The sequence below is a fragment of the Streptomyces viridifaciens genome, assembly GCF_001888885.2.
Classification (GTDB): Bacteria; Actinomycetota; Actinomycetes; order Streptomycetales; family Streptomycetaceae; genus Kitasatospora; species Kitasatospora aureofaciens.
Map to the genome: position 1 here is coordinate 1,560,470 of NZ_CP090841.1, position 23,613 is coordinate 1,584,082.

Below are 23,613 nucleotides of genomic sequence, written 5' to 3' on the forward strand. Positions count from 1 at the left end.
GCGAGGAGAGCGCTCGGCCGCCCCCTGCCCCTCGGAGCCGCTCAGGACAGGGGACGGTCGGCGGTGATCGGCACGGGCGACGGCGAACGGAGCCGGGCCCGTGCGCGCGGCCGGTGACCAGCGGGACGGAGTTCGGTCCTACCGGACGGCGGCGGCGACCGCGACAGCGACGATCCGCGGCCGGCTATGCGGCGGGCGGTCGTGGTGGCGTGTCGAGCGGTGCATGTCCCCCATCAAAGCCCTCCGCGATGCCCGGGGCAAGCCCGTTCGGTCTCCCTGACGAACCCCTGACGTGCCGCCGGCGCCTCGTTGACGGTGTAACGGGCCGGCCCGGCCCTTCCCTGCCGACGAACACACGTCCGACACGGCGTCAGGGGGCTGTCAAGGAAGTCGCGCCGCACGCCAAACCCTCGTCAAGACGTGCCTGTCGCGTGACGATCCGGTGCTTCGCTGTGCGGCGTTCCCCGTCCTCCCCGAACCGCCGCCCTCCTCCCCGGGCGGCCCGGAAGGTCCCCGAGACGATGCGCCGTTCGGCCCTCAGCACACCGGACACCACCGACGACCAGCAGGACTGGTTCCGCCGCCCGGTCCCCGAACCACCGGCGAGCCATCGGCCGTCCCGGCCCGCAACCGGCCGCCGCCGGCTGATCACCCGCCGGCAGCTCGCCGAGGCGCTGCCCGCCGCCGTCCGCAAGCTGAACCCGCGCGCGATGGTGCGCAACCCGGTGATGCTCGTGGTCGAGACCGGCTCCGCCCTCACCACCGTCACCGCCGTCATCCACCCGAGCGTCTTCGCCTGGGTGATCTCCTTCTGGCTCTGGCTGACCGTGCTCTTCGCCAATCTGGCCGAGGCCGTCGCCGAGGCACGCGGCAAGGCGCAGGCCGACTCGCTGCGCGCAGCCCAGGCCGGTACGACCGCCCGGCGGCTGCTGCACTGGCGGGTCGGCACCCGTGACCACCGCCACGAGGTGCTTCCCGCCGAGGAGTTGATGCTGCACGACATCGTCCTCGTACCCGCCGGCGAGGTGATCCCGCAGGACGGCGAGGTGGTCGAGGGCGTCGCCAGCGTCGACGAGTCGGCGATCACCGGCGAGTCCGCGCCGGTGATCCGCGAGTCCGGCGGCGACCGCACCGGCGTCACCGGCGGCACCAGGGTCCTCTCCGACCACCTGGTCATCCGCGTCACCGCCCGGCCCGGACAGAGCTTCATCGACCGCATGATCGACCTCGTCGAGGGGGCGAACCGGCAGAAGTCCCCCAACGAGATCGCGCTGAACATCCTGCTCGCCTCGCTCACCATCGTCTTCATCCTCTCCGTCGTCTCGCTCCAGCCGATGGCCATCTACGCCCACGCCACGCAGACCACCATCGTGCTGGTGGCCCTGATGGTCGCGCTCATCCCGACCACGATCGGCGCGCTGCTCTCGGCCATCGGCATCGCCGGGATGGACCGGCTGGTGCAGCGCAACGTCGTCGCCCTCTCCGGCCGGGCGGTGGAGGCCGCCGGGGACGTGGACGTGCTGCTGCTCGACAAGACCGGCACCATCACCCACGGCAACCGCCGGGCCGTCGCGCTGCACCCACTGCCCGGCGCGACGACGGAACAGCTCGCCGAGGCGGCCCAGTTGGCGTCCGTCGCGGACGAGACCCCGGAGGGACGCTCTCTCGTCGAGCTGACCGAACGCCAGTACTGGGTGCCGCCACGCTCCCCCGGCGAACTCGGCGAGCAGCGGCCCGTCCCGTTCACCGCGCACAGCCGGATGAGCGGCGTCGACCTCGCCTGGCCGGACGGCACCGCCTGCCTCATCCGCAAGGGCGCGGCCGCCGCCGTCGCCCGCTGGGTGATCGACTCCGGCGGGCACCTGCCCATGGAGGCCAAGCCCCTGGTCGACCGGATCGCCGAAGCCGGCGGCACCCCCCTCCTCGTCGCCGTCCACGACCGCCACGGCGCCCGCGCGCTCGGCGTCGTCGAGCTCAAGGACGTCGTCAAGGAGGGCATCGCCGAACGCTTCGCCGAACTGCGCCGGATGGGCATCCGCACCGTCATGGTCACCGGCGACAACCCGCTCACCGCGAAGGCCATCGCCGAGGAGGCCGGGGTGGACGACTTCCTCGCCGAGGCCACCCCCGAGGACAAGCTCGCCCACCTCAAGCGCGAACAGGCCGCCGGCAACATGGTCGCCATGACCGGCGACGGCACCAACGACGCCCCCGCCCTCGCCCAGGCCGACGTCGGCGTCGCGATGAACTCCGGGACCCCGGCCGCCAAGGAGGCCGGCAACATGGTCGACCTCGACTCCAACCCGGCCAAGCTCATCGACATCATCCGGGTTGGCAAGCAACTCCTCATCACCCGGGGAGCGTTGACCACCTTCTCGATCACCAACGACGTGGCCAAGTTCTTCGCGATCATCCCCGCGATGTTCGCGAACGCCCACCCCGGACTGCACCACCTCAACATCATGGAACTGCACAGCCCCACCTCGGCGATCGCCTCCGCGATCATCTTCAACGCGCTGATCATCGTCGCCCTGATCCCGCTGGCCCTGCGCGGCGTGCGCTACCAGCCCGCCTCCGCCACCGACCTGCTCCGGCGCAACCTGCGCGTCTACGGACTCGGCGGGCTGATCCTGCCCTTCCTCGGCATCAAGGCCATCGACCTGCTGATCCAGTTCGTCCCCGGCCTCGGATAGCCACACCGGCCCGCCGCCTCCGGAACACCACCGGGGCGGCGCGCCTCAACCAGGACGGCGCTCGGTCCCCTCGCCCACCGGAAGGCGCTCGACGCGGATCGCCCGGCGCGGCAACGCGGCCGGCAGCGACAGCACCAGGGCGGCGGCGGTGAAGAGGACGAAGTGCTCGCTCTCGATCCCCGTTCCGGACCAGCCGAGTTCGGCATGGCGGTGTTCGGCGAAGGCGTTGCAGCACAGCCATGCGGACATGCCGACCACCGGCGCGGCCAGCGGCCGGGAGAAGCCTCCGGCCAGTGCGGCCAGCCCGGTGTACGCGATGTACGGGAACCAGCCGGCGTGGAGCTCGCCCAGCCGGCCGAGGCCGAGCGCGAGCGCACCGCCGGCGACCAGGGCCACCGTGCCGGACACCGCGACCGGCAAGCGGTCGAGGACGGGGCGGTAGCGACGGCCGCCGGGGCGGGCCGAGTACATGCGCATGGTCCTGTCCCAGCTTCGCCGCAAGTTCGTTCGACGCCACCCAACCCGACGGCCACAGGCCCGCAGCCCACCCTTGACGGAATCCTGACGCCGCCGCCCGAGATCCCAACGCGGTCTTGACGCCCCGGGTCGCCGACCAGCCCGGTCCCACGGCATCAGGCCACCGCTCGGGCCAGGCTGATCACGTAGGCGGTGCCGCCGCCAGGTGCCTCCTCGACGGTCAGCTCACCGTTCATCGCTTCCACGAAGCCCCGCACCACCGCCAGGCCCGCCGGTTCCCGGGCGGGATCCTCGTGGACGGTCATCCGGACGTCCACCCGCCCGGCCACCACACCGGCGTCGACCACCGCCCCCGATCCGGCCGCCCCCCAGGCCAGGACGTCCGCGAACACCCGTTCCAGGAGCCCGGCGTCGGCGAGCACCCGTGGCAGCCCCGGCTCCAGGTCGACCCGAACGCCCGGTACGCCCTCGGCAGCGGACCGCACCACCTCGGCCACCACCGTCGGCCGCAGCACCACCGGCATCACCCCGGCCCGCAGCCGGCTCAGGTCCAGCAGGTTGGCGACCAGCCGCTCCATCCGCTCCACCTCGGCGCCGACCCGCTGCCCACCCGGGCCCGGCATCCGTTCGGCCTCCTGGCGCACCGCCGCCAGCGGCGCCCGCAGGTCCTGCCCGACGGCCTCCAGCAGCGCGGTGTGCAGCGCGTCGGTGTGCGCGAGCACCTCCGCCGCCGACGCCTGCGCGGCCAGCCGCTCACGCTCCCGTGCCAGCTTCAGCTGGGTGACGTACGGCCCGAGCAGTCGGGTGTCCTCCTCGTTGAGCGGTGCGCCGCGAAGGACCAGCACCGCGTCGTCGCCGAGGTCGACGGAGAAGGACGCCTCGTCGGGCCGCAGCGGCACCTCCGCCCCGGCCGAAGCCGCCGGTTGCCAGAGCGCGCCCGTACGCACCAGCACGGCAGCCGCGTCCAGCCCGAACACCTGCCGCAGCTCCGCGACCAGATCGGGCAGCACCCGCGGCCCCGACTCCACCGTCTCCCCCGCCAGCCTGGTGAGGACGGCCGCCTCCGCTCGCGCCCGGCCCGCCTGCTGCGAGCGCCGCGTCAGGCCGTCGATCAGATGGGAGATCACCCCGGCCACCGCGAGGAACACCAGCAGGGCCGCGACGTCCGCGCCCCGATTGACCGTCAGGCTGTGCCAGGGCGTGGTGTAGAAGTAGTCCGCCGCCAGCGCCCCGGCCGCCGTGCTGCCCGCCGCCGGCAGCAGCCCGCCCAGCCGAGCCGTCCCCGCCACCACCAGCAGCAGGCACAGCAGCACACCGGACAGACCCAGCGAGCCGCGCAGCGGCGACAGCGCCCACGCCAGAGCAGCCACCCCGACCGGACCGAACAGCCACGCCATCCGGCGCCGCCGGACCGGGACCAGTGCCGGGCGCCGACGCCGGGGCGCGGGCGGCACCGTCAGCAGCCCCGGCTCCGGCGGCGGCAGCACCCGCACGTCGATCGGCCCGGCCAGCCGGATCACCCGGTTGATCACCGAACCGGAGACCAACTCGCGCAACCGGCTGCGGCTCGTCGGCCCCAGCAGGATCTGGGTGGCGCTCTCCGACCGGGCGAAGTCCACCAGCGCCCGGGCCGGGTCACCGCCGCTCACCTCCACGTAGCTGCCGTGCAGCTCCCGCAACAGCGTCCGCTGCGCCGCCAGGCCCGGCGGCTCACGCTGCGCCGTGCCGTCGTCCAGCCGGACGTGGACGCCGATCAGGTCCCCGTGCACCCGGGCCGCCGTGCGGGCTCCCCGCCGGATCAGGTGCTCGCCCTGCGGGGCGCCGTTGAGGGCGACCATGATCCGTTCCTTGGTCTCCCAGGGCGCCCGGATGCCGTGCCGGGCCCGGTAGTCGGCCAGCTCCTCCTCCACCCGGTCCGCCAGCCACAGCAGCGCCAGCTCCCGCAGGGCGCCCAGGTTGCCGGCCCGGAAGTAGTGGTCCAGCGCCACGTCGATCCGGTCCGGCGCGTAGATCTCGCCCTGCGCCATCCGCGCGCGCAGCGCCTGCGGGCTCAGGTCGACCAGCTCGATCCGCTCGGCCGCCCGAACCACCTCGTCGGGGATCGTCTCGCGCTGCGCGACACCGGTGATCTGCTCGACGACGTCGTTGAGGCTCTCCAGGTGCTGGATGTTGAGCGTCGTCGCCACGTCGATCCCGGCGTCCAGCAGCTCCCGCACGTCCTGCCAGCGCTTCGCGTGCCGCCCGCCGGGCACGTTGGTGTGCGCGAGCTCGTCCACCAGCGCGAGAGCCGGGCGGCGCGCCAGCAGGGCTTCCACGTCCAGCTCGGTCAGCTCCGTCCCCCGGTACGACACCGGCCGCCTCGGCAGCACCGGCAGGTCACCCAGCTGCTCCTCCGTACCGCGCCGGCCGTACGTCTCCACCAGGCCGACCACCACGTCCAGCCCCTCAGCGCGCAGCCGCCGCCCCTCCCGGAGCATGGCGTACGTCTTCCCCACCCCCGGCGCCGCCCCCAGGAACACCCGCAGCTTCCCGGTCACCGCCGCCTGGCCACCTCCTCCGCTCCCACGTCCATGCTCCGTCCTTCGGGGTCGACCGGCCCTACCCGACATGGACACGGGGACGTCGGGAGCGGTCCGGCTCCGCTTCCCGCAGCACCTCGCGGGTGACCGGGGCGACCTCGCCCTGTCCGAACAGGAAGAAGCGCAGGAAGTGGCCGACCGGGCCGCCTTCGGTCCACTCGAAGTAGATGTGCGGGATCTGCCCGGTGCGGTCCCGGATCGTCAGCAGCAGGGCCGCCAGGGCGTTCGAGACGCTGGTGCTCTCCAGCGACAGCACCCGGTAGCGGTCGTGGAGCACCTCCCCGCGCACGGTGAGCACCGACTCGAACTCGGACGGGTCCCGGACCGTCACCTCGACGAAGACCAGGTCGAGGTCGGCCGGGATGTCGTGGTGCGCCCGGATCTCCCGCTTCTTCTCCTGGTACTCCGCCAGGTCCCGGCTGTTCGGCTCGTTGGCGATCAGCCGCATCGGCCGGTGGGTGTAGTCGCGGACGAACCGTTCGGCGGCCTCGTCCAGTACCACGGCTGTGACCCGCAGCTCGAAGGCCCGCTTGAGCCGGGACAGGAACGAGACCAGGACGATCCCGCCGATGAAGCAGGCGCCGATCTTCACACCGTCCGGGCGTTCGGCGATGTTCGCGCCCGTCGTGTACAGGAAGACCGCCGCGATCACGGCGAAGCCGATGGTCCAGCCGCGCTGCCGGGCCCTGTGGGCGGCGATGGTGACGGCGATGGCGGCCGAGGAGATCAGCACCAGCACACCGGTCGCGTAAGCGCCGCTCTGGGCATCCACGTTCGCGTCGAACAACCACGTCACCAGGAACCCGATCAGCGTCAGCACGATCACCATCGGCCGCACCGCCCGCGCCCACTGCGGCGCCATGCCGTAGCGCGGCAGGTAGCGGGGCAGCAGGTTGAGCATGCCGGCCATCGCCGAGGCGCCGGCGAACCACAGGATCGCGATCGTCGACAGGTCGTAGACGCTGCCGAAGGCGCCACCCAGGTTCTGGTGGGCGAGGTACGCGAGCGCCCGGCCGTTGGCCTGCCCGCCCGCCTCGAACGCGGCCTTGGGGATCAGCACCGTGGTGATGAAGCTCGTCGTGATCAGGAACGCGCTCATGATCACGGCGGCGGTGGTGAGCAGCTTGCGGGCGCCCCGGATCCGGCCGACCGGCTTCTCCTCGGTGTCCTCCGGGTCGCCCTCGATGTGCGGCATCACGGCGACGCCGGTCTCGAAGCCGGACAGGCCCAGCGCCAGCTTCGGGAAGACGATCAGCGCGACGCCGATCATGGCGAACGCGTTGCCGTGCTCGGTCGTGAGCGCGTCGGACCAGTCCGTCACCACGTGCGGGGCCTTCAGCACGTGCCAGATCCCGTTCACCACCACGACGACGTTGAGCGCCAGGTACACCCCGACCAGGACCACCGCCAGGCCGATCGCCTCGCTGAAGCCCTTCAGGAAGACGGCGCCGAGCAACGCGACCAGCAGCAGGGTGATCAGCATCTGCCTGCCGGACAGCGCACTGTGCAGGCTCGGGTTCTCCACCAGGTGCGCGGTCGCGTCCGCTGCCGACAGGGTGATGGTGATCATGAAGTCCGTCGCCGCGAACCCCAGCAGCGCCAGCACGAACAGCTTCCCCTGCCAGAACGACAGCAGCCGCTCCAGCATCGCGATCGACCCCTCACCGTGCGGACTCTCCTGCGCCACCCGCCGGTACACCGGCAGCGCGCCGAACAGCGTCACGATCACCAGCACGATGGTCGCCACCGGCGACAGCAGCCCGGCCGCGAGCGCCGCGATACCGGGCTGGTAGCCGAGCGTGGAGAAGTAGTCCAGACCGGTCAGGCACATCACCCGCCACCACCGCTGGCCCTTGTGCTCGACCGGCGCCTCCGCATGCGGCCCCGGATACTGCTTGGCCATGTCGGACAGGCCCTCCAGCAGCCACGCCCGGAACCCCGTCCGCCGCGCCGACGCAGCCGCACCCGACGAACTCACCCTGCGCCCCTGTCCTCGTCCCCGAACCCGGCGCCACCGAGGAGGCGGCAGGGCGAAAGGCTAAGCGAACAACCGCTCCACCCCCGGTATCCGCTCGCCCGATATCGCCCCATTGGTCCAACGCAATCCGGGGCCCGGTGCTCGGCCGGCGCGGTGCAAGCTGCTACTACGACCCCGGCTACCGCGAGGGCTTCGCCCTGGAGGGCCGGGCGCGCCGTCCGCTACGTCCGGTGGTCAGCAGGCTGTCCGGCTCCGGGACCAACCCTGCCGGGTGAACCGGTCAGCCCTGGACGCCGTCGAAGGCGACCGCGAGGTGACGAGGCCCGCGCAGCAGTGGGTTCGGCCGGTAGGGCGGGGGGTCTTCGACGAGCCGGGGGTTGGCCAGCCGACGAGCCAGCTCGGTCAGCGCGATCTGGGCCTCCAGCCGGGCGAGGGGGGATCCGAAGCAGTTGTGGATCCCGCCGAGGAAGCTGAGGTGCTGGTTGTCCCTGCGATCGGGGTCGAAGCGGTCGGGGTCGTCGAAGCGGCGCGGGTCCCGGTTGGCCGATGCCAGGCCGAGCCAGACGGTCGAGCCTCTGGGGATGACGGTGCCCTTGACCTCGATGTCGGCCAGGGCGACGCGTGGGAGCGCCAGATGGACGGGGGGCTCGTAGCGCAGCAGTTCCTCGACCATCGGGACCGCGACCTCGGGTTCCTTGACGAGCCGTTCGAGGTGTTCGGGATACCGGAGCAGGGTGAGCATCCCGTTGGTGATGAGGTTGACCGTGGTCTCGTGGCCGGCGATCAGGAGAAGTACGGAGGTGCTCGCGAGTTCGACCATCGACATCTGCCCGTCCGGGCCGTGGTCGGTGGCGAGCGCCGAGAGCAGGTCGTCACCGGGGCTGCGGCGGTGCTCTTCGGCGAGTCCGGCCAGGTACCGGCCGAGCTCGGTCCTGGCCCGCGTCCCGGCGCGCTGCCGCTCCTGGAGGTCCGCGCTCGGGGAGGGGTCCGCGGCGCCGACCATCGCGTCGGCCCAGACGTGGAACCGGGACTCGTCCTCTCGGGGGACGCCGAGCAGTCGGCAGATCACGGTGACCGGGAAGGGGTAGGAGAAGTCGTCCACGATGTCGACGTGGTCCTTGCCCTGGAAGCCGTCGATCAGGCCGGAGACGATCCGGTGCAGTTCGCCCCCCATCTCGTGAACCCGCCTCGGGGTGTGCGGCGGGCCGAACGGACGCATCGCCATGCGTCGCAGCCGGTCGTGCTCGGGCGGGTCGGTTCTGATCATGGAGGGTGGAAGGCCCGCCTCCTCCTCCGCCTGGAGCCCCCCACCGTCCCGCGCGACGAGGTTGCGTTGATCCGAGCTGATCCGCGGGTCGTGCAGCAGGCTGCTGATCTCGTAGTAGCCGCCGACCAGGTACGACCCGTCGTCCTGGCGGGCCACGGGTGTCTTGCGGAGTTCGGCGTAGAGCGGGTACGGGTTGGCGCGGTTGGCGTAGTCGGTGATCTGCTGGAGCAAGGTGCCCGGCGTCATGGAACGGTCTCCTGAGGTGTGGGCGGGCGGTCAGGCGCGTGCGGGGGTGAACTGGACGCGGCGTTCGCTGGGGTCGTGGCCGGTGAGGGTCACGGTCGCGCCGTGGCTGGGCAGGGAGGGGTCCTGGAACCCCGCCGGGACCGGTCGCATCCCGCCCGGCTGCCGGTCGACGGTGGCGTAGTCCGGTGGGAAGGGTGCGCGCACCTCGATCTGCTCCCGGTAGAAGTCCAGCCACTTCGCCTGGTCGAAGGTGACGGCGGCGACGATGCGGCCCTGGAAGCCGTAGACGGCGACGAACCGGCGCTCGGCGAGCGAGCCCTGGGTGATGACGATCTCGTCCCCCATGTTGGGCACCCCGACGGACTTGATGTTGACGCCGAACTGGGAGGACCAGAAGGTCGGCACCCACAGGTGGGCCCGGCGGTCCGGGCCGACGTTGATCATGTTGTGCGCGGCGACCCCGGCCTGCTCGACCGCGTTGCCCCAGTGCTCCAGTGAGAGGAACTGGTACCCGAACAGCGGGTGGGGCGAGCGCGCGACGTCTCCGGCGACGAACACGTCATCGGTGACGATGCCCTGGACATCGAGGGCACGGCAGCCCGCGTCACAGGCGATCCCCCGGGGCCCGGCGGCCAGGCCCGATCCGGCCAGCCACTCGGTGTTCCGGGTGGCACCGAGCGCGATCACCGCGACCTCGACGTCCAGCGAGGTCCCGTCGGACAGGTGGGCGCGCTCGAGCCGGCCGCCGGAGTCGCCCTCCAGTGCCGTCACCATGACGCCCGTGCGCAGGTCCACGCCGTGCTGGCGCTGCAGGTCCGCGGCGACCGCACCGACCACCCCGCCGAGGGCGCCCACCAGCGGCGCCGCCCCGCGTTCGGCAACCGTGACCTCCAGACCCCGCTCGCGACAGGCCGAGGCGATCTCGGAGCCGGTGAACCCGGCACCTACCACCAGCACCCGACTCGGCCTCGCCGACAGCCGCCGCTCCAGCCGGGCCGCGTCCTCGCTGGTGCGCACCGTGAAGACCCCGTCGAGGGCCGCTTCCGCCGCGTTGAACCAGGGCCGGGCCCGCACGCCGGTCGCGATGAGCAGGCGGTCGTAGTCGATCTCCTCGCCGTCCGCCAGGCGTAGCCGCTTCGCCGCCAGGTCCAGCCCGGTGGCGGCCGTACCGAGCCGCCACTGCGCGTTGACGCTGTTGCGCTGCGGCAGGGTGGTGGCGTCGGCGCGCGCCCGGCCGAGCAGGACCTGCTTGGACAGCGGGGGCCGGTCGTACGGGAGGTCGGGCTCGTCCCCGACCAGCGTGAGCGACCCGCTGAACCCGCCCGTGCGCAGCGCCTCGGCAGCCCGCAGTCCGGCCAGCGAGGCGCCGACGACGACGATCCGCCCGTCGCGCCGGAACGCCTGGACGACTTCGCCCACGGAGACCGCCATCTCAGGCCCCCACCGGCGTGACCCGAGCCTCGTCCGCCTCGACCAGGATCGCCTGGACGGGACAAGCGGCCGCGGCCCGTCGCACCTGCTCGCGGTGCGCCTCGGTGAAGGCGGGGTCGTAGAGAAGCGCTTCCTCGCCATGCATCTCGAACACGTCCGGTGCCAGGAACGCGCATTGCGCGTAGCCCTGACACCGGTTGAGATCGACGACAATCCTCATCCGCAGACCCTGCCCTTCCAACCACACCGTGACGACCCGATCGCACATCGCTACCCCCAGTAGTGAGGCATTCCTCCCCTGGGTGCATCGCGAGCCGACCGGACGGAGGACGGCCGTCACTCGCGTCGGCGGCCGAGCGGCCCCGTTCGGGCGGACTCGAAGGACTTCGGCCGTCACTGCCCCCGGCTAACGATGTGCGATCTTGAACTTGGAAGCGCCTTCACAGCTCCGGTAGAAGGCCGCGGGTCCGCTGACGCCGGAGTTGTCGGAATGGCTCTGCTTCCCCGAGCCGTTGAGGAACGTGCCACTGAAGTAGAGCGATTCCAGCGAGGCGCCATCAAACGCGGCGACCACCGCCTGGCCGCCGCGTTTGATGGCGCCTGCGGTGGTGAGGTCGCCCGACCGCAAACACCTGCGCCGCCCACCAAGCCCCGCGCGGACGAGCGGACCTGCTGGACCCCGAAGGAGGCGGCGGTTCCTGCGGCACAACGCGGAACAGTACGCCGACCGGCTGGCCGGCCTCGGCTGAGGAGCCGGCCCCAGCCTGGCACTGCCAGTGGTAGGCAGGCCGGAGGTAGGCACAGCCGGGTTCTGGCTGGTCAGCGCCGGTCGTACCAGGCTGGGACCATGACAACCGATACCGCCGTCGCGACGGCTCCGTCAGCCTCGGTCCGCATGACCGGCCGCCAGCTCACCGTCCTGGTGGTGCTGCTGGCCTCCCAGTTCATGATGGCGGCCGACTTCTCGATCCTGAACGTGACGCTGCCCCGGGTCGGTGTGGACCTCGGCTTCACGGCCGGGAACCTGCAGTGGATCACCACGATGTTCGCGCTCTGCGCGGCCGGCTGCACCCTGGTCTTCGGCCGGGTCGGCGACTACCTCGGTCGGCGCCGGATCTTCGTCGCCGGCATGGTGGTGCTCGCGGTCGCCTCGCTGATCGGCGGCATCGCCACCTCCCCGGCGCTGCTGCTGGTCGCCCGTACGCTCCAGGGCCTGGCCACCGCGGCCATCACCCCGGCCGCGATGGCGCTGCTGACCACCGCCTTCACCGAGCCCGCGATGCGCACCAAGGCGCTCGGGCTGAACGGCGTCATGATGAGCTCCGGCTTCACCGTCGGCTCGATCCTCGGCGGCGTCCTCACCGCACTGCTCTCCTGGCGCTGGGCCTTCTTCATCAACATCCCGGTCGCCGTGGCCGCCGTGATCGTGGTCCCGATCGTCGTCGAGGAGAGCCGCGCCGAGACCCGCGACCGCCTCGACCTGCCGGGCGCCCTGCTGATCACCGCCGGCCTGTTCTCCGGCATCTTCGGCATCACCCGGGCCGCCGAGTCCGGCCTGGACGCCCTCGCGACCGGCACCCTGGTGGCCGGGGCCGTGCTGCTCGCCGTGTTCTGGGTGGTCGAGGGCCGTACCGAGGGCGCCCTGGTACCGGTGCGGATCCTGCGTCTGCCGGACATCGCCCTGAGCAACCTCGGTGCGCTGTTCATCTTCGGCGGCGAGACCGCGATGATCTTCTTCACCGGCCTGTACGTGCAGAACGTGCTTGACTTCTCCTCGCTGGCAGCCGGACTGGTCCTGCTCGGGGTCGGCGCCGGCCAGATCCTCGGCGGCACCATCGGCCCGAAGATCGTCGGCAAGGTCTCTCCGCGCATCCTGCTGGGCACCGCGCTGGCGGGCCAGGGCGCGTTCATGCTGCCGATGGTGTGGATGACGAACGACTCGGTCTGGCTCGTCCCCGTGGTCGTCGCGCAGTTCGTCAACGGCGTCTTCTCGATGCTGGCGATGCTCTCCTTCATGGTGATCGCCACCTCGGCCGTCGACTCCTCGATGCAGGGCATGGCCACCGGCATGGCCACCCAGGCGCAGCAGGTCGGCATCGCCATCGGCATCCCGCTGCTGAGCGCGGTGTTCGCCGCGAGCATCGGCGACGGGGGCGGCGCGGCCGACGAGCTGTCGGGCATCCACCTCGCGCTGACCGTGGACGCCGGGCTGCTCATGGTGGCCGGCCTGCTGCTGTGGGCGGCGCTGGGGGGCCGGCGCAGCGCGCCGACCGCCGACTGATCCAGCCAGGCGAACCCCTGACCCCTGTTCAGCCCCGTGTGACACTAGGAGCGTGGAAAAACCAGTGAACACCGACCTGGGTAGCTACCTCAAGCGGATGCGCGAGCGGGTCCAGCCGGAGGAGATCGGGCTGGCGGTGCGCGGTGCGCGCCGGGTGCCCGGCCTGCGGCGCGAGGAGGTGGCGGCGCTCGCCGGGGTGAGCCCCACGTACTACACGCGGCTGGAGCAGTCCCAGACCGCACACGCCTCGCCGGCCATCCTGGTCGCGATCGCACGCGCCCTGGACCTCAGCCCGGACGAGGAGGAGTACCTGCTGAAGGTGGGCACTCCGGTGACCGAGCGGGAGCTGCCGGCCCGCCGGGTCGACCAGATCAGCCCGTACACCCGGATGCTGGTCGACTCTCTCGGGAACGCGGCGGTGGCGGTGCTCAACTACCGCTGCGACATCCTCGGCTGGAACTCGCTCTACCACCGACTGTTCGCTCCGCACCTCGACTTCGACGCGCCGAAGAACGCGACGGTGCGGCCGAACGTGATCCGCCTGAACTTCCTCGACGACAACGTCCGCGGCCTGTACGTGGACTGGCCGCTGGAGGCCCGGTCGAACGTCTCGTACCTGCGGTTCATCGCCGGGAACCACCGGCACGACCCGCAGTTGGCCGAGCTGATCGGCGAACTGAGCATCAGGAGCGAGGAGTTCTCCAAGCTCTGGATCAGCCACCGAGTCGCGAACTGCACCGTCGGCACGAAGACCTTCGACCACCCGAGCGTCGGTGAGTTCGAGTTGATGTACCAGTCCGCCGACCTGGGCGACGGGAACATCCTGAAGTTCTACCACGCTGAGCCGGACAGTCCGCACGACGCGGCACTACGCCTGCTCGCGGTGGACCTCGACCCGGTCCGCCGGTTCTGACGGGTCGGCACCGGCCGACCGGGGCCGACGAGCAAGCCGCCCGGCAGCGGACTCCCGCTGCCGGGCGGCTTCTTCGTCGGGACCGTCGGACCGAGGTCCGCGGGCCCCGGCGACGGCCTCAGACGACCTGGAGGGCCGTCACTCCCCAGGTGAACCCGGAGCCGGCCGTGGCGAGCAGCACGAGGTCGCCCGACTCCAGCCGGCCGGCCCGTTCCAGGTCCTCCAGGGCGAGCAGCGGATCGGCGCCGCCGAGGTGGCCCTCGACCTCGTAGTTGAAGACGCTGCGCTCGTGCGGCAGCCCGAGCGTGTCCAAGAGCTTGACCTGGGTGTTCCGGTTGCCGTGGGTGACCAACAGGTAGGCCACGTCAGCCAGGCCGCGGCCGACGGCGGTGAGCACCTGCTCGGTCAGGGCGGTGAAGTTGGTGATGAACGCCTCGCCGAGGCCCTCGCCGCCCTCCCGGCGGAACACCTTCACCTCGTTCTCCCGGACCTCGCCGTAGTAGAGGTCGACGAAGGTCGGGTCGGTGCGGTTGGCCGAGGCCAGCACCTCGTAGCGCGGCTTCTCGGCCGAGACGAGAACGGCCGCGGCGCCGTCGGCGAAGTTGAAGAGCTCGACCAGGCCGCCCGGGCGGTCGACCAGTTCGCTGAGCCGGTCGGCCACGACGACCAGCGCGTAGCGGCAGGCCCCGGCCTTGACCTGGTCGTCGGCGATCCGGATCGCGGTGGGCGCGGCGTTGCAGAAGTTGGACACCTCGTAGCAGTGCGCCTGGAGAATGCCGAGCTCTTGGGCGATCTTCGCGGCCGGCGACCAGAACGGGGTCCCCCACTCGCTGGAGCCCGCGTAGATCACCAGGCCGATGTCCTCGGGGGACACCCCGTTACGGGCGAGGACCTTGGCGGCGGCGTCCCGCCCGAGGCTCCACGAGCTCTCGCCCGGTCCGAGCGCCGAGAGCCGGCCCGCGGGCAGGATCTCGTTCACCTTGTCCTGGTCGCAGCCGGACTCACGGGCGAGCTGCTCGGCGGTGACCTTGCCGCTGCCGGTGGCGAGGGCGAAGTCTGTGATCCCCATGGTGGTCTCCGAATCGGTGTCGTGCTGGGCGGGCGGGGCGTGGCGGTGCCCCCGTGCGGCCAGCCACTGTTTCGGGCCGGAGCGCACGGGGGCAGGACAGGTGCCCGGGACCCGGCCGACGGGGGGGAGGCCGGGCCCCGGGGGTCCAGGGGGTGGGGGTTCGGCGGTCAGACGTACTCGACGACCGCGTGGGGGACGTACGGGGCTTCCAGCCGGGCCACTTCGGCGTCGTCGAGCTCGATGTCGAGCGCGGCGGCCGCGTCCGGCAGGTGGTGCGGCGCGGTGGCGCCGATGACCGGGGCGGTGACGGCGGGCTGCCGCAGCAGCCAGGCCAGCGCGATCCGGGCGCGCGGGACTCCGCGTTCGGCGGCGATCTCGGCGACCGCCCGGGCGACGCGCCGGTCGGCCTCCTCGGTCGGCCCGTAGAACCGCTCCTGGATCGGGTCGCCGGCCGTCCGGGCGGACTGGGCGTCCCAGTCCCGGGTCAGCAGGCCCCGGGCCAGCGGCGACCACGGGGTGACGCCGACGCCCTCCGCGAGGCAGTACGGGATCATCTCCCGCTCCTCCTCGCGGTTGAGCAGGTTGTAGTGGTTCTGCATGCTGACGAACCGCGTCCACCCGTGCAGGTCGGCGGTGTACTGGGCCTTGACGAACTGCCAGGTGTGCATGGACGACGCGCCGAGGTAGCGGACCTTGCCCGCGGTGACGGCGTCGTGCAGGGCCGCCATGGTCTCCTCGATCGGGGTCCCGTAGTCCCAGCGGTGGATGATGTACAGGTCGATGTAGTCGGTGCCGAGCCGGCGCAGGCTCGCGTCCAGCTCACGCATGACGGCGCCGCGGGACAGGCCGCCGGAGAGCGGCCCCGGGCCCATCGCCTCGTACACCTTGGTCGCGATGACGACGTCCTCGCGCCGGGTCAGCTTCTTCAGGGCGCGGCCCAGGTACTCCTCGCTGGTACCCAGCGAGTAGATGTTGGCCGTGTCGAAGAAGTTGACGCCGAGGTCGAGGGCCTGGGCGATGAACGGCAGGCTCTCCTCCTCCGGCAGTGACCAGGGGTGGGTGCCCCGGCCGGGCTCGCCGTAGCTCATGCATCCGAGCGCCAGCCGGGACACCTTGAGGCCGGACGAGCCCAGCCGTGCGTACTTCACGTCGCTTCTCCTCGTGCGTGGCGGCCGGTCACTTGACTTCGGTCAGGCGGCCCCAGGAGGCGATGTCCTGGTCGAGAGGGATCTCCAGGCTGGCCAGGAACATCGCGGTCATCGCGCTGTGGCCGGCCAGGTGGGTAACCTCGGCGACCTCGTTCTGCGAGTAGTGCTCGCGCAGGCCCCAGAACGCGTCGTGGCCGGCCTTGTGCTGCAGGATGCAGTCGTCGACGTAGCGGACCAGGGCGGCGCGGGACGGCGGCATCTCCTCGAACCGGCCCTCCTCGATGTCCTCGATCTCGGTGTCGGTCAGTCCGGCCTTGACGGCCAGGGGGTAGTGCAGCAGGCGCTCGAACTCGCTGTCGCGCAGTTTCGCCACCCGCAGCACGATCACCTCGCGGTCCAGCAGGCTCAGCAGGCCGACGGTGAACGAACCGCCCAGGGCGAGGTGCGGACCGGCGGAGCCCTTGGTGAGCAGCAGCGCACGGGTCAGGTTGGACTGGAACTTCTCGTACACCTCGCGCTGCTCGGCGGTCATGTCGGCGACGTTGGTGAGGGTCACGCGGTCGGTCATCTCGGTTCTCTTCTTTCGGTGTTGCGGTGCGGACGGCCGTTCGGGCCGTTCGGGTTTCTCCGGGTCGTTCAGCTGGTCACGAGGGCCCGGGCCGGGCTCGGCAGGAGGCGCTCGTCCAGCGCCCGGTCGACCGCGCGGACGGCGGCCTCGGGCTCGCGGTCGTCGAGCTCGACGACTCTGTCCAGGTGGCCGTCCGGACGGACCACGAGCGCGCACGGTGTCGCGCCCAACTTGGCCAGTACGGGGCCCGGCGGGCGGCCGCCCAGGTCGGTGACCCGGGCGCGGTCGACGGCCTCGCCCAGCCGCTCGACCAGCTGGACCCACCGGTCGTAGCGGTACTCCAGGCCGGGCCAGAGCAGGACGGTGTAGCGGTCGACGGCGAGGACCGGTGCGGCGGCGCAGGCCCGCCAACCGAGCGGCAGCCGCTCGCCGGGGACGAGGCCGCGGCGCTTGGGCCGCGGGCCGTAGTGGGTGTCGACCTGGGCCAGCTTCGGTGCCAGGACGCGCTCCAGGAGCTGGGTGGCCGATCCGAACCGGTAGGCGATGTCCCGGCCGATGACCTGGTACGGCTTGCTGTACAGGCCGATCCGGGCCAGCCGGGTGGACAGCCCGGCCACCGTCTCGACGGCGGGCCGGCGCTCCCGGTCGTAACTGGCCAGCAGACCGGGCCGGTAGTCGCCGCGCAGCACGCCCGCGAGCTTCCACCCGAGGTTCACGGCGTCCTGGATGCCGGTGTTGACGCCCTGGGCGCCGGAGGGGCTCATGGCGTGGGCGGCGTCCCCGACCAGGAACACCCGGCCGCGCTGGTAGGTGCTCGCCGACCGGACGTGCGCGGTGAAGACCCCGCTGAACTTCATCTCTCCGAGCCGCCGCTCCCCGGGAACCCGCTCGGACAGCAGCCGCTCGAAGAACGCCCGGTCCGGCTCGCCCTGGTAGCCGTCCGGCACGCTGGCACCCACCCGGAAGATCCCGCCGCCGAGCGGGGCGAGCACCATGTTGCCGGTGCGGGTGAGGTAGTAGGCCGCCTCGCTGCTGGTGGTCTCGCCGACCAGCTCGGCGTCGGTGATCGCCAGCCGGGTGCGCATCGTACGACCGGCGAACTCGAAGCCGAACGCCGGGCGGACGGTGCTGTTGTAGCCGTCGGCACCGACCACGTAGTCGTACGACCGGGAGGTCGACGCGCCGTCGGGCCCGCGCAGGACGCAGTGGACGGTGTCCTCGGACTGCGTGCCCTCGACGAAGGCGTGGTCGTAGCGGATCGTGCCGCCGAGGGCTTCGAGGTGCTCCTCCAGCACGGCCTCGGTGCGCCACTGTGGGATGGTGATGGCGAACGGGTAGCCGACGCCGCGCAGCCGGTCGAACCGGACCAGGCCGACCATCTTCTTGTTGGAGTAGTAGTTCATCTGGTCGAAGTAGTGGCCTGCCGCCACCAGCTTCTCCCCGACGCCCACCCGGTCGAGCAGCTCCAGGATCCTCGGCCAGAGGATGGTGGCACGCGAATGCGGGCTCTGCCGGCGGGCGTTGGAAATCACATCGGCCTGGACGCCGTGGCGCAGCAGCTCGGAGGCCAGGACCATGCCAACCGGCCCGGCGCCCACCACGAGCACACGCGGCTGTCCGTGCTCCTCGGCCACCGCTCAGCCGCCGATCTCGGCCAGCCGGTGCACCCTGGCCGGGGTGCGGAAGGCACCGTCGACCGCGGCGAGGAACGCTCGGGTGTACTCCTGCTTCATGTGCAGGTCGATGGCCTCCTGGTCGGCCCAGTCCTCGACCAGGACGACCGTGTGCTCCTCGGCCTCCGACCGGAAGACGTCGAAGCGCAGCGCGCCCTCCTCGCGGCGGGTGTGCCGGGCCAGTTCCTGGAACGCGGCCAGGGTCGGCGCGAGCCGCTCGGGGACGAGGTCGAAGGTGACGACGATCTGGATGGTCATGCCGGGGTCCTTTCGTTAGGGGTCGGCGAGGACGCCGCGACGGGCCCGTCCTCGCATTCGTGCGGGGCGACGTCCCAACGCCACCCCTCGATCTGGAGCTCGCCGTCCGGGGAGAGGACGGCGTCGAGGCCGACCGCTCTGCAGTGGAAGCCGATCGCCCCGCCGCACACCCAGCCCGTCCGCCACCAGATCCAGCTCAACGAGTGCGCCGAGGTGAACGGTGCCGCGGCCTGGCAGCAACAGGGCTACGTCAGTTCGTTCCACACCCCTGCCATCCAGGACACCTTCACCTTCACCGACGCTGCCGCCGCCCAGGACTCCTACCACGCGGTGCTCACCGCGATGGACGGCTGCCAGGCCACGTCCGCGGCCCGGCAGACCGCTTCGAAGATCACCCCGGACGCGCAGGTGACCCGGACCGCGACCACCGCGGACGGCATCGCCTACGCCCGCCAGTGGACCGGGGTGGCTCCGATATCCGCCGCCGGCCGCCAGACCAACCACGTCTACGTCGTCCAGCGCGGCACCGTGCTGACGGTCCTCCAGTACGCGGTGCCCGCCAACACGACCGGTGCCACCCCTCAGACGCCCGATGACGACCAGAAGCAACTGACGCTCATCGAAGCTGAGTTGACGACCGCTGCCGGCAGCTGATCAAGCGGTCACACCACCCTCTCCGTACAGGCATGACACCAACTCACACCCCGAGGAAGTGCTTCCCCATGTCCCGCTCCTCCCGCCGCTCGCTCCGCACTGCCGCCGCCCTGGTCGCCGCGGCTGCCGCCGCCTCCCTGTTCACCGCGGCCCCGCAGGCACAGGCCACCTCCAGCATGGGCGGTCAGATCACCCGCAGCGAGGTCCTGGCCCGCGCTCAGTACTGGGTGGACAACCACGTCCCGTACAACCAGGGCGGCTACGCCCCGGACCCGCAGGGCTCCACCTACCGCGAGGACTGTTCCGGGTACGTGTCGATGGCCTGGCACCTGAACTCCAGCCTGGTCACCTCGACCCTGCCGAGCGGCTCCACCCACGAGAACTTCTCCGACCTCAAGTCCGGCGACATCCTCGACTACACCGCCGAGCACACCTTCCTGTTCGCCAACTGGACCAACCAGTCCAACGGTGACTTCACCTACTACGCCGAGAGCAACCCCAACGACCCCACGCACGGCCCGAATTCAGCCAACATCAACAGCTCCAGCCTGGAGGGCTGGCCGACCAGCTACTACGGCGCCTACCGCTACAACAACATCGTCGACGACGCGGCCCCGCGGCCGGCGCGGGTGGCGGCCGGTGACTTCAACGGTGACGGCAAGCTGGACGTGGTCGGCGTCGACGCGAACAGCAACATGCAGTACTACCCCGGCAACGGCGCGGGCTCCGTCAGCGGACCGGGCACCCCGATGCTCGGCACCACCGGCTTGTGGGCCAACTTCAAGGCCGTCGCCGCAGGCGACTTCACCGGCACCGGCCACACCGGCGTCGCCGGCATCGACGCCAACAACAACATGATGTTCTACACGGGCGACGGCGCCGGCCACCTCAGCGGCGGCATCAACATGATGCCCGGCACCAACGGCCTCTGGGCCAACTTCAAGGCCATCACCGCCGGCGACTTCACCGGCACCGGCCACCTCGGCATCGCCGGCATCGACGCCAACAACAACATGATGTTCTACCCCGGCGACGGCGCCGGCCACCTCGGCACCGGCATCCCCATGCTGGGGACGAGCGGACTGTGGGCGGGTTTCAAGGCCATCACCGCAGGCGACTTCACCGGCACCGGCAAGCTCGGCATCGCCGGCATCGACGCCAACAACAACCTCAGGTTCTACCCCGGCGACGGCGCCGGCCACGTCAGCGGCGGCACCCAGATGCTCCCCGGCAACGGCCTCTGGGCCGGCTTCTAATCCGCCGGTCGGCCCCGCGCATCCAGCTCAATGATGCGCGGGGCCTTGTGAACGCTGAAGCAGCCCTGTCCGGGCGCGTACCCGCGACTGGGCGTCGCTACCCCCGACCGAACCATCAGGCCCCTGGCCGGACCGTCTCACCCCTCGCACCGATCCGACGCGCCACGCGAGGCGGCCTGCAGGCGGGCACGATGGAGAGGTGGACAGCTACCCGTCGCCCGTCGCCCGTCCCACCGCCACCGGTGCCGGCGTGCTCGATCTCCCGCCGACGGCCCGCACCGCCGTGGCCTGGCTCCCGCCCGCCGAACTGTGGCCCGCGATCCAGGCGGTCCGCGAGGTCCACGACCGGCAGATCCGCCGCTGGCCGCCGCACGTCAACGTGCTCTTCGGCTTCGTCCCGGAGGACGCGTTCCCGGCCGCCGCACCCCTGCTCGCCGAGGCGGCCGCCGAGATCCGGCCGTTCGCGGCGCGGCTGTCGGGCGTCCACAGCTTCCGCCACCGGCACGACTCCACCGTCTGGCTCGACCCCGCCGCCACCGGTACCGGCCCCTGGGTACGCCTCCACCGCGCCTTCTCCGCCCGCTTCCCGCACTGCCGGACCCACGGCGACCGCTTCACCCCGCACCTCTCGCTCGGCCGCACCCGCGACCCCCGGCACCTCGCCCCCGACCTCGCCGCCCGCCTCGGCAGCACCACCGCCCGCGTCGACGAACTTTCCCTGCTCTCCCGCCGGGCCGGCGGCCCGATGTGCGTCCGCGCCACCGTCGCCCTCGGCACCGGCACCGTCCACTGGCTCCCCCACCCCGACGCCGACCCGCCGTGGCCGTTCGCCTGACCTCACCGATCCAGGTCACCCCCGAGCGGCCCGGCGGGTCCGAGAAGACCGCCTACCAGCTCCGATGCCGACCGCGGCCCAGCGACGACGGGCCCACCTCGATCGGGTGAGGCAGCCGCCCAGGCGGGTCCGCACCGCGAGCCGCAGGTCAGGGCCCCGGAAAGCCATGTCGAACGCACTACCACCCTCGCCAAGCCCACCAACAGCGGTTAACCAACGTCACCGCCAACAGGGGTTGGGCTACGGTGCTGCCGGGTGACTGCGCCGCGATCGTGGCGCTGGTCGAGGGCGACACGGCTGGCGGCGGGGGCGGCGTGCGGGCCGGCAGATGCGCGATCATCTCGGCTGGCCGACCAGTGGTGCGCGGGAGCAGGCCGCTCGGGTCCGCTCCAAGCGGCTGGTGGAGCATGGGTGGTTGAGCGAGGAGCGGCCGGGGCTGTTCAAGCCAAGGCCGGGGCGGGCCAGTCGCCGGGTGGCGGGGGTCGCGGCCCACCAGGCCATCGCCTCGGCTCTATCGATCCGGGTCTCGTAGTCCCGGGCCAGGCGACGGGCCCGGATCAGACGGGAGAAGCTACGTTCGACCACCCAACGGCGCGGTAGAACGCCATCAGGGGTCGTAGAAACACTTGTCGCCACGGCAAGGGCACGCAGCAGGCCAGGACACCATTCCGCCTGCTTGTGGGTACGGAGTGAGCGCGGGGGTTCACCGTCTGCTGACGCCGGTCGGGAGACCATGAGCATGGCTGTTCGCACGACCCGCGTTGGAAGTGATCACCATGCACTCCGCAGCCCACACCGGACACGTCTACCACCGGTGCGGCTGCCGCGACCAGGGTGGCAGGCTGCGGTCCGAGCCGGCGCAGGAGACTCGGCGCGGGTTTCCGAGAGGCGCGCCAGCCGCTGCCTTGACGGCTGAGAGGGTGAGGCGGCTTGGCCGGGTGATCGCTGATCAATGCCAACTCCGCTATGGACCAACGAGTTGGCGGTCCCGCTGTGGGGCTGTTCCGGGTCGTGCCGACCTCGGGCGAGCTCCGCCGACGGACGTACAGTCGGTGTTCGAGTCCGTGTCCCACGGTCCCGCCGCGCGGCAGCCGGCGGCTCGACCGGCCGCCGTTAGTGGGTGGCGACTGCGGGCCCCGCGTCCAGTTGGTGTGCCCACGGTGGGTTGGGACCGGCGGCAGAGCAGGTGAGGGCGGCGACGCGGGCGGCGTAGTGGCAGGCGTCGGAGACCTCGTCGGTGGTCAGGCCGTCCAGCCGTCCGCCCAGCCGGCCGGCGAGGGACAGGCGGTGGAGCAGGCCGGCGGTGAACGAGTCGCCGGCGCCGATGGTGTCCACGACCTCGACCGGCGGTGCGGGAACGTGTACCCGGACGCCGTCCAGGGACGCCACCGCGCCCCGGGCGCCCAGGGTGATCACCACCAGCCGTACCCCGGCCAGGTGCCAGGTGTCGCAGGCGTGCTCGGGTGTCACACCCGGCATGAGCAGTTCCAGGTCGTCCGAGCTGAGGCGCAGGATGTCGGTCAGCGTGCACCAGTGCGCGAGGCGGGTCCGGTAGATGCGTGGATCGACCAGTAGCGGGCGGACGTTGGGGTCGATGCAGATGGTTGCGTCGGCCCGTGCTTGTGCGAGCAGGTGCTCGATCCGCTCGCCGCCGGGCTCTCGGACCAGGGCGAGGGAGCCGGTGTGGAGACAGGCTGCGTCCTCGCTGTGGGCGGCGGCGAGCTCGGCGTCGGTCCACTGCCAGTCGGCGGTGGCCTGGGCGTGGAAGGAGTAGCGGGCCTGGCCCTGCGCGTCGAAGGTCGCGATGGCCATCGTGCTGGGCTCGGGCGCCGCGACGACGCCGGTGAGGTCGACGCCGGAGGAGGCCAGGTGGGTCCGGAAGAGGTCGCCGAAGGGGTCGGCGGAGATCCGGCCGAGGAAGCGGGTGGTGGTACCGAGCCGGGCGAGCGCCACTGCGGTGTTGGCCGGTCCGCCGCCTGGCATCACGCGCAGGGCGAGCTCGCCGGGGCGTGGCCGGCTGGTGTCGGCGAAGGCGTCGGCGACGCACTCGCCGAGGACGGCGATCGGGCGCTGGACCATCGGTCCGCCTTTCGGGATCAGGTAGGGCTGGGGCCCGGGGCCTGAAACGGCCTCAGGTCCGGTCTGTGGACTGCGGAGTGTTTCCGCAGATCAGTACGGGCTATTGCGGTCGCGTTACCCAGTCGTTACGGCTGCGGGGCTTGTGACCCGGGTCTCGCAGACTTCATCATCCTCGTCAAGCGGATGTCAACGCTGACATAAGTCAACG

19 protein-coding genes are annotated in these 23,613 nt (G+C 71.8%); 6 read left to right on the top strand and 13 right to left on the bottom strand.

Annotated features, from left to right (window positions below; translation table 11 throughout):
* Window positions 1-521 precede the first annotated feature (521 nt).
* Window positions 522-2,693 (top strand): potassium-transporting ATPase subunit KdpB, encoded by a 2,172-nt coding sequence (gene kdpB / locus BOQ63_RS14460; protein ID WP_079183603.1) that lies wholly within the window; start codon window positions 522-524, stop codon window positions 2,691-2,693.
* Between the two features lie 45 nt (window positions 2,694-2,738).
* Here the strand turns inward: kdpB and BOQ63_RS14465 are convergent, their stop codons facing one another.
* The 7 genes from BOQ63_RS14465 to BOQ63_RS14495 all read right to left on the bottom strand — a co-directional run bounded on the left by BOQ63_RS14465 (window position 2,739) and on the right by BOQ63_RS14495 (window position 11,299).
* Window positions 2,739-3,170 carry a hypothetical protein gene (locus tag BOQ63_RS14465; RefSeq protein WP_141763854.1) on the bottom strand — a complete coding sequence of 144 codons (432 nt, stop codon included), beginning with the start codon at window positions 3,168-3,170 and terminating at the stop codon, window positions 2,739-2,741.
* A 155-nt stretch (window positions 3,171-3,325) separates the two neighbouring features.
* Window positions 3,326-5,707: a sensor histidine kinase gene (locus tag BOQ63_RS14470; protein ID WP_030557268.1), complete on the bottom strand. Its 2,382-nt coding sequence runs from the start codon at window positions 5,705-5,707 to the stop codon at window positions 3,326-3,328.
* A gap of 61 nt (window positions 5,708-5,768) precedes the next feature.
* A complete protein-coding gene (locus tag BOQ63_RS14475; RefSeq protein WP_223885933.1) occupies window positions 5,769-7,652 on the bottom strand; it encodes an APC family permease in 1,884 nt (627 codons plus the stop codon).
* 355 nt (window positions 7,653-8,007) lie between these two features.
* On the bottom strand, window positions 8,008-9,240 hold the full coding sequence (locus BOQ63_RS14480; RefSeq protein ID WP_030557270.1) for a cytochrome P450: 1,233 nt from the start codon (window positions 9,238-9,240) through the stop codon (window positions 8,008-8,010).
* Window positions 9,241-9,270: 30 nt separating this feature from the next.
* Entirely contained in the window at window positions 9,271-10,671 is a 1,401-nt protein-coding gene (locus BOQ63_RS14485; RefSeq protein ID WP_072654395.1) for an NAD(P)/FAD-dependent oxidoreductase, read from the bottom strand.
* Window position 10,672: 1 nt separating this feature from the next.
* Window positions 10,673-10,891 carry a ferredoxin gene (locus tag BOQ63_RS14490; RefSeq protein WP_030290600.1) on the bottom strand — a complete coding sequence of 73 codons (219 nt, stop codon included), beginning with the start codon at window positions 10,889-10,891 and terminating at the stop codon, window positions 10,673-10,675.
* Window positions 10,892-11,077: 186 nt separating this feature from the next.
* A complete protein-coding gene (locus BOQ63_RS14495) occupies window positions 11,078-11,299 on the bottom strand; it encodes a hypothetical protein (protein WP_030557273.1) in 222 nt (73 codons plus the stop codon).
* 219 nt (window positions 11,300-11,518) lie between these two features.
* Here BOQ63_RS14495 and BOQ63_RS14500 point away from each other — a divergent pair, with 219 nt between their 5' ends.
* Complete coding sequence (locus tag BOQ63_RS14500) at window positions 11,519-12,952, top strand: MFS transporter (protein ID WP_030557275.1); 1,434 nt, start codon at window positions 11,519-11,521, stop codon at window positions 12,950-12,952.
* 64 nt (window positions 12,953-13,016) lie between these two features.
* Window positions 13,017-13,865, top strand: coding sequence for a helix-turn-helix domain-containing protein (locus BOQ63_RS14505; protein ID WP_030290597.1), 849 nt, complete (start codon window positions 13,017-13,019; stop codon window positions 13,863-13,865).
* A 118-nt stretch (window positions 13,866-13,983) separates the two neighbouring features.
* Here BOQ63_RS14505 and BOQ63_RS14510 read toward each other — a convergent pair whose 3' ends face one another.
* The 5 genes from BOQ63_RS14510 to BOQ63_RS14530 all read right to left on the bottom strand — a co-directional run bounded on the left by BOQ63_RS14510 (window position 13,984) and on the right by BOQ63_RS14530 (window position 18,581).
* On the bottom strand, window positions 13,984-14,934 hold the full coding sequence (locus tag BOQ63_RS14510) for a 3-oxoacyl-ACP synthase III family protein (protein WP_072654396.1): 951 nt from the start codon (window positions 14,932-14,934) through the stop codon (window positions 13,984-13,986).
* Between the two features lie 167 nt (window positions 14,935-15,101).
* Window positions 15,102-16,082, bottom strand: a complete 981-nt coding sequence (locus BOQ63_RS14515; RefSeq protein ID WP_030557277.1) for an aldo/keto reductase — start codon at window positions 16,080-16,082, stop codon at window positions 15,102-15,104.
* A gap of 28 nt (window positions 16,083-16,110) precedes the next feature.
* Window positions 16,111-16,650 (bottom strand): carboxymuconolactone decarboxylase family protein, encoded by a 540-nt coding sequence (locus tag BOQ63_RS14520; protein ID WP_030557279.1) that lies wholly within the window; start codon window positions 16,648-16,650, stop codon window positions 16,111-16,113.
* Window positions 16,651-16,718: 68 nt separating this feature from the next.
* The gene (locus BOQ63_RS14525; protein WP_079183604.1) at window positions 16,719-18,257 is read right to left on the bottom strand and encodes an FAD-dependent monooxygenase; all 1,539 of its coding nucleotides are present in this window, start codon (window positions 18,255-18,257) and stop codon (window positions 16,719-16,721) included.
* Window positions 18,258-18,287: 30 nt separating this feature from the next.
* Window positions 18,288-18,581 carry a putative quinol monooxygenase gene (locus BOQ63_RS14530; RefSeq protein ID WP_072654397.1) on the bottom strand — a complete coding sequence of 98 codons (294 nt, stop codon included), beginning with the start codon at window positions 18,579-18,581 and terminating at the stop codon, window positions 18,288-18,290.
* 213 nt (window positions 18,582-18,794) lie between these two features.
* Between BOQ63_RS14530 and BOQ63_RS14535 the strand changes: the two genes are divergently transcribed.
* The 3 genes from BOQ63_RS14535 (at window position 18,795) to BOQ63_RS14545 (ending at window position 21,326) form a co-directional block, all read left to right on the top strand.
* Window positions 18,795-19,235, top strand: coding sequence for a hypothetical protein (locus BOQ63_RS14535; protein WP_072654398.1), 441 nt, complete (start codon window positions 18,795-18,797; stop codon window positions 19,233-19,235).
* 68 nt (window positions 19,236-19,303) lie between these two features.
* Window positions 19,304-20,491, top strand: a complete 1,188-nt coding sequence (locus tag BOQ63_RS14540; RefSeq protein WP_191093563.1) for an FG-GAP repeat domain-containing protein — start codon at window positions 19,304-19,306, stop codon at window positions 20,489-20,491.
* Between the two features lie 199 nt (window positions 20,492-20,690).
* Window positions 20,691-21,326, top strand: a complete 636-nt coding sequence (locus BOQ63_RS14545) for a 2'-5' RNA ligase family protein (RefSeq protein ID WP_078938755.1) — start codon at window positions 20,691-20,693, stop codon at window positions 21,324-21,326.
* Window positions 21,327-22,439: 1,113 nt separating this feature from the next.
* Here the strand turns inward: BOQ63_RS14545 and BOQ63_RS14550 are convergent.
* Window positions 22,440-23,405: a carbohydrate kinase family protein gene (locus BOQ63_RS14550; protein ID WP_030556709.1), complete on the bottom strand. Its 966-nt coding sequence runs from the start codon at window positions 23,403-23,405 to the stop codon at window positions 22,440-22,442.
* Window positions 23,406-23,613 lie beyond the last annotated feature (208 nt).

Bases quoted from the DNA above. Each gene is read 5' to 3' on its own strand.
- BOQ63_RS14510 (WP_072654396.1), bottom strand. From the start codon at position 14,934: ATGGGGATCACAGACTTCGCCCTCGCCACCGGCAGCGGCAAGGTCACC.
- BOQ63_RS14480 (WP_030557270.1), bottom strand. From the start codon at position 9,240: ATGACGCCGGGCACCTTGCTCCAGCAGATCACCGACTACGCCAACCGC.
- BOQ63_RS14520 (WP_030557279.1), bottom strand. From the start codon at position 16,650: ATGACCGACCGCGTGACCCTCACCAACGTCGCCGACATGACCGCCGAG.
- BOQ63_RS14550 (WP_030556709.1), bottom strand. From the start codon at position 23,405: ATGGTCCAGCGCCCGATCGCCGTCCTCGGCGAGTGCGTCGCCGACGCC.
- BOQ63_RS14540 (WP_191093563.1), top strand. From the start codon at position 19,304: ATGTCCCGCTCCTCCCGCCGCTCGCTCCGCACTGCCGCCGCCCTGGTC.
- BOQ63_RS14530 (WP_072654397.1), bottom strand. From the start codon at position 18,581: ATGACCATCCAGATCGTCGTCACCTTCGACCTCGTCCCCGAGCGGCTC.
- BOQ63_RS14500 (WP_030557275.1), top strand. From the start codon at position 11,519: ATGACAACCGATACCGCCGTCGCGACGGCTCCGTCAGCCTCGGTCCGC.
- BOQ63_RS14475 (WP_223885933.1), bottom strand. From the start codon at position 7,652: ATGGCCAAGCAGTATCCGGGGCCGCATGCGGAGGCGCCGGTCGAGCAC.
- BOQ63_RS14465 (WP_141763854.1), bottom strand. From the start codon at position 3,170: ATGCGCATGTACTCGGCCCGCCCCGGCGGCCGTCGCTACCGCCCCGTC.
- BOQ63_RS14490 (WP_030290600.1), bottom strand. From the start codon at position 10,891: ATGAGGATTGTCGTCGATCTCAACCGGTGTCAGGGCTACGCGCAATGC.
- kdpB (WP_079183603.1), top strand. From the start codon at position 522: ATGCGCCGTTCGGCCCTCAGCACACCGGACACCACCGACGACCAGCAG.
- BOQ63_RS14485 (WP_072654395.1), bottom strand. From the start codon at position 10,671: ATGGCGGTCTCCGTGGGCGAAGTCGTCCAGGCGTTCCGGCGCGACGGG.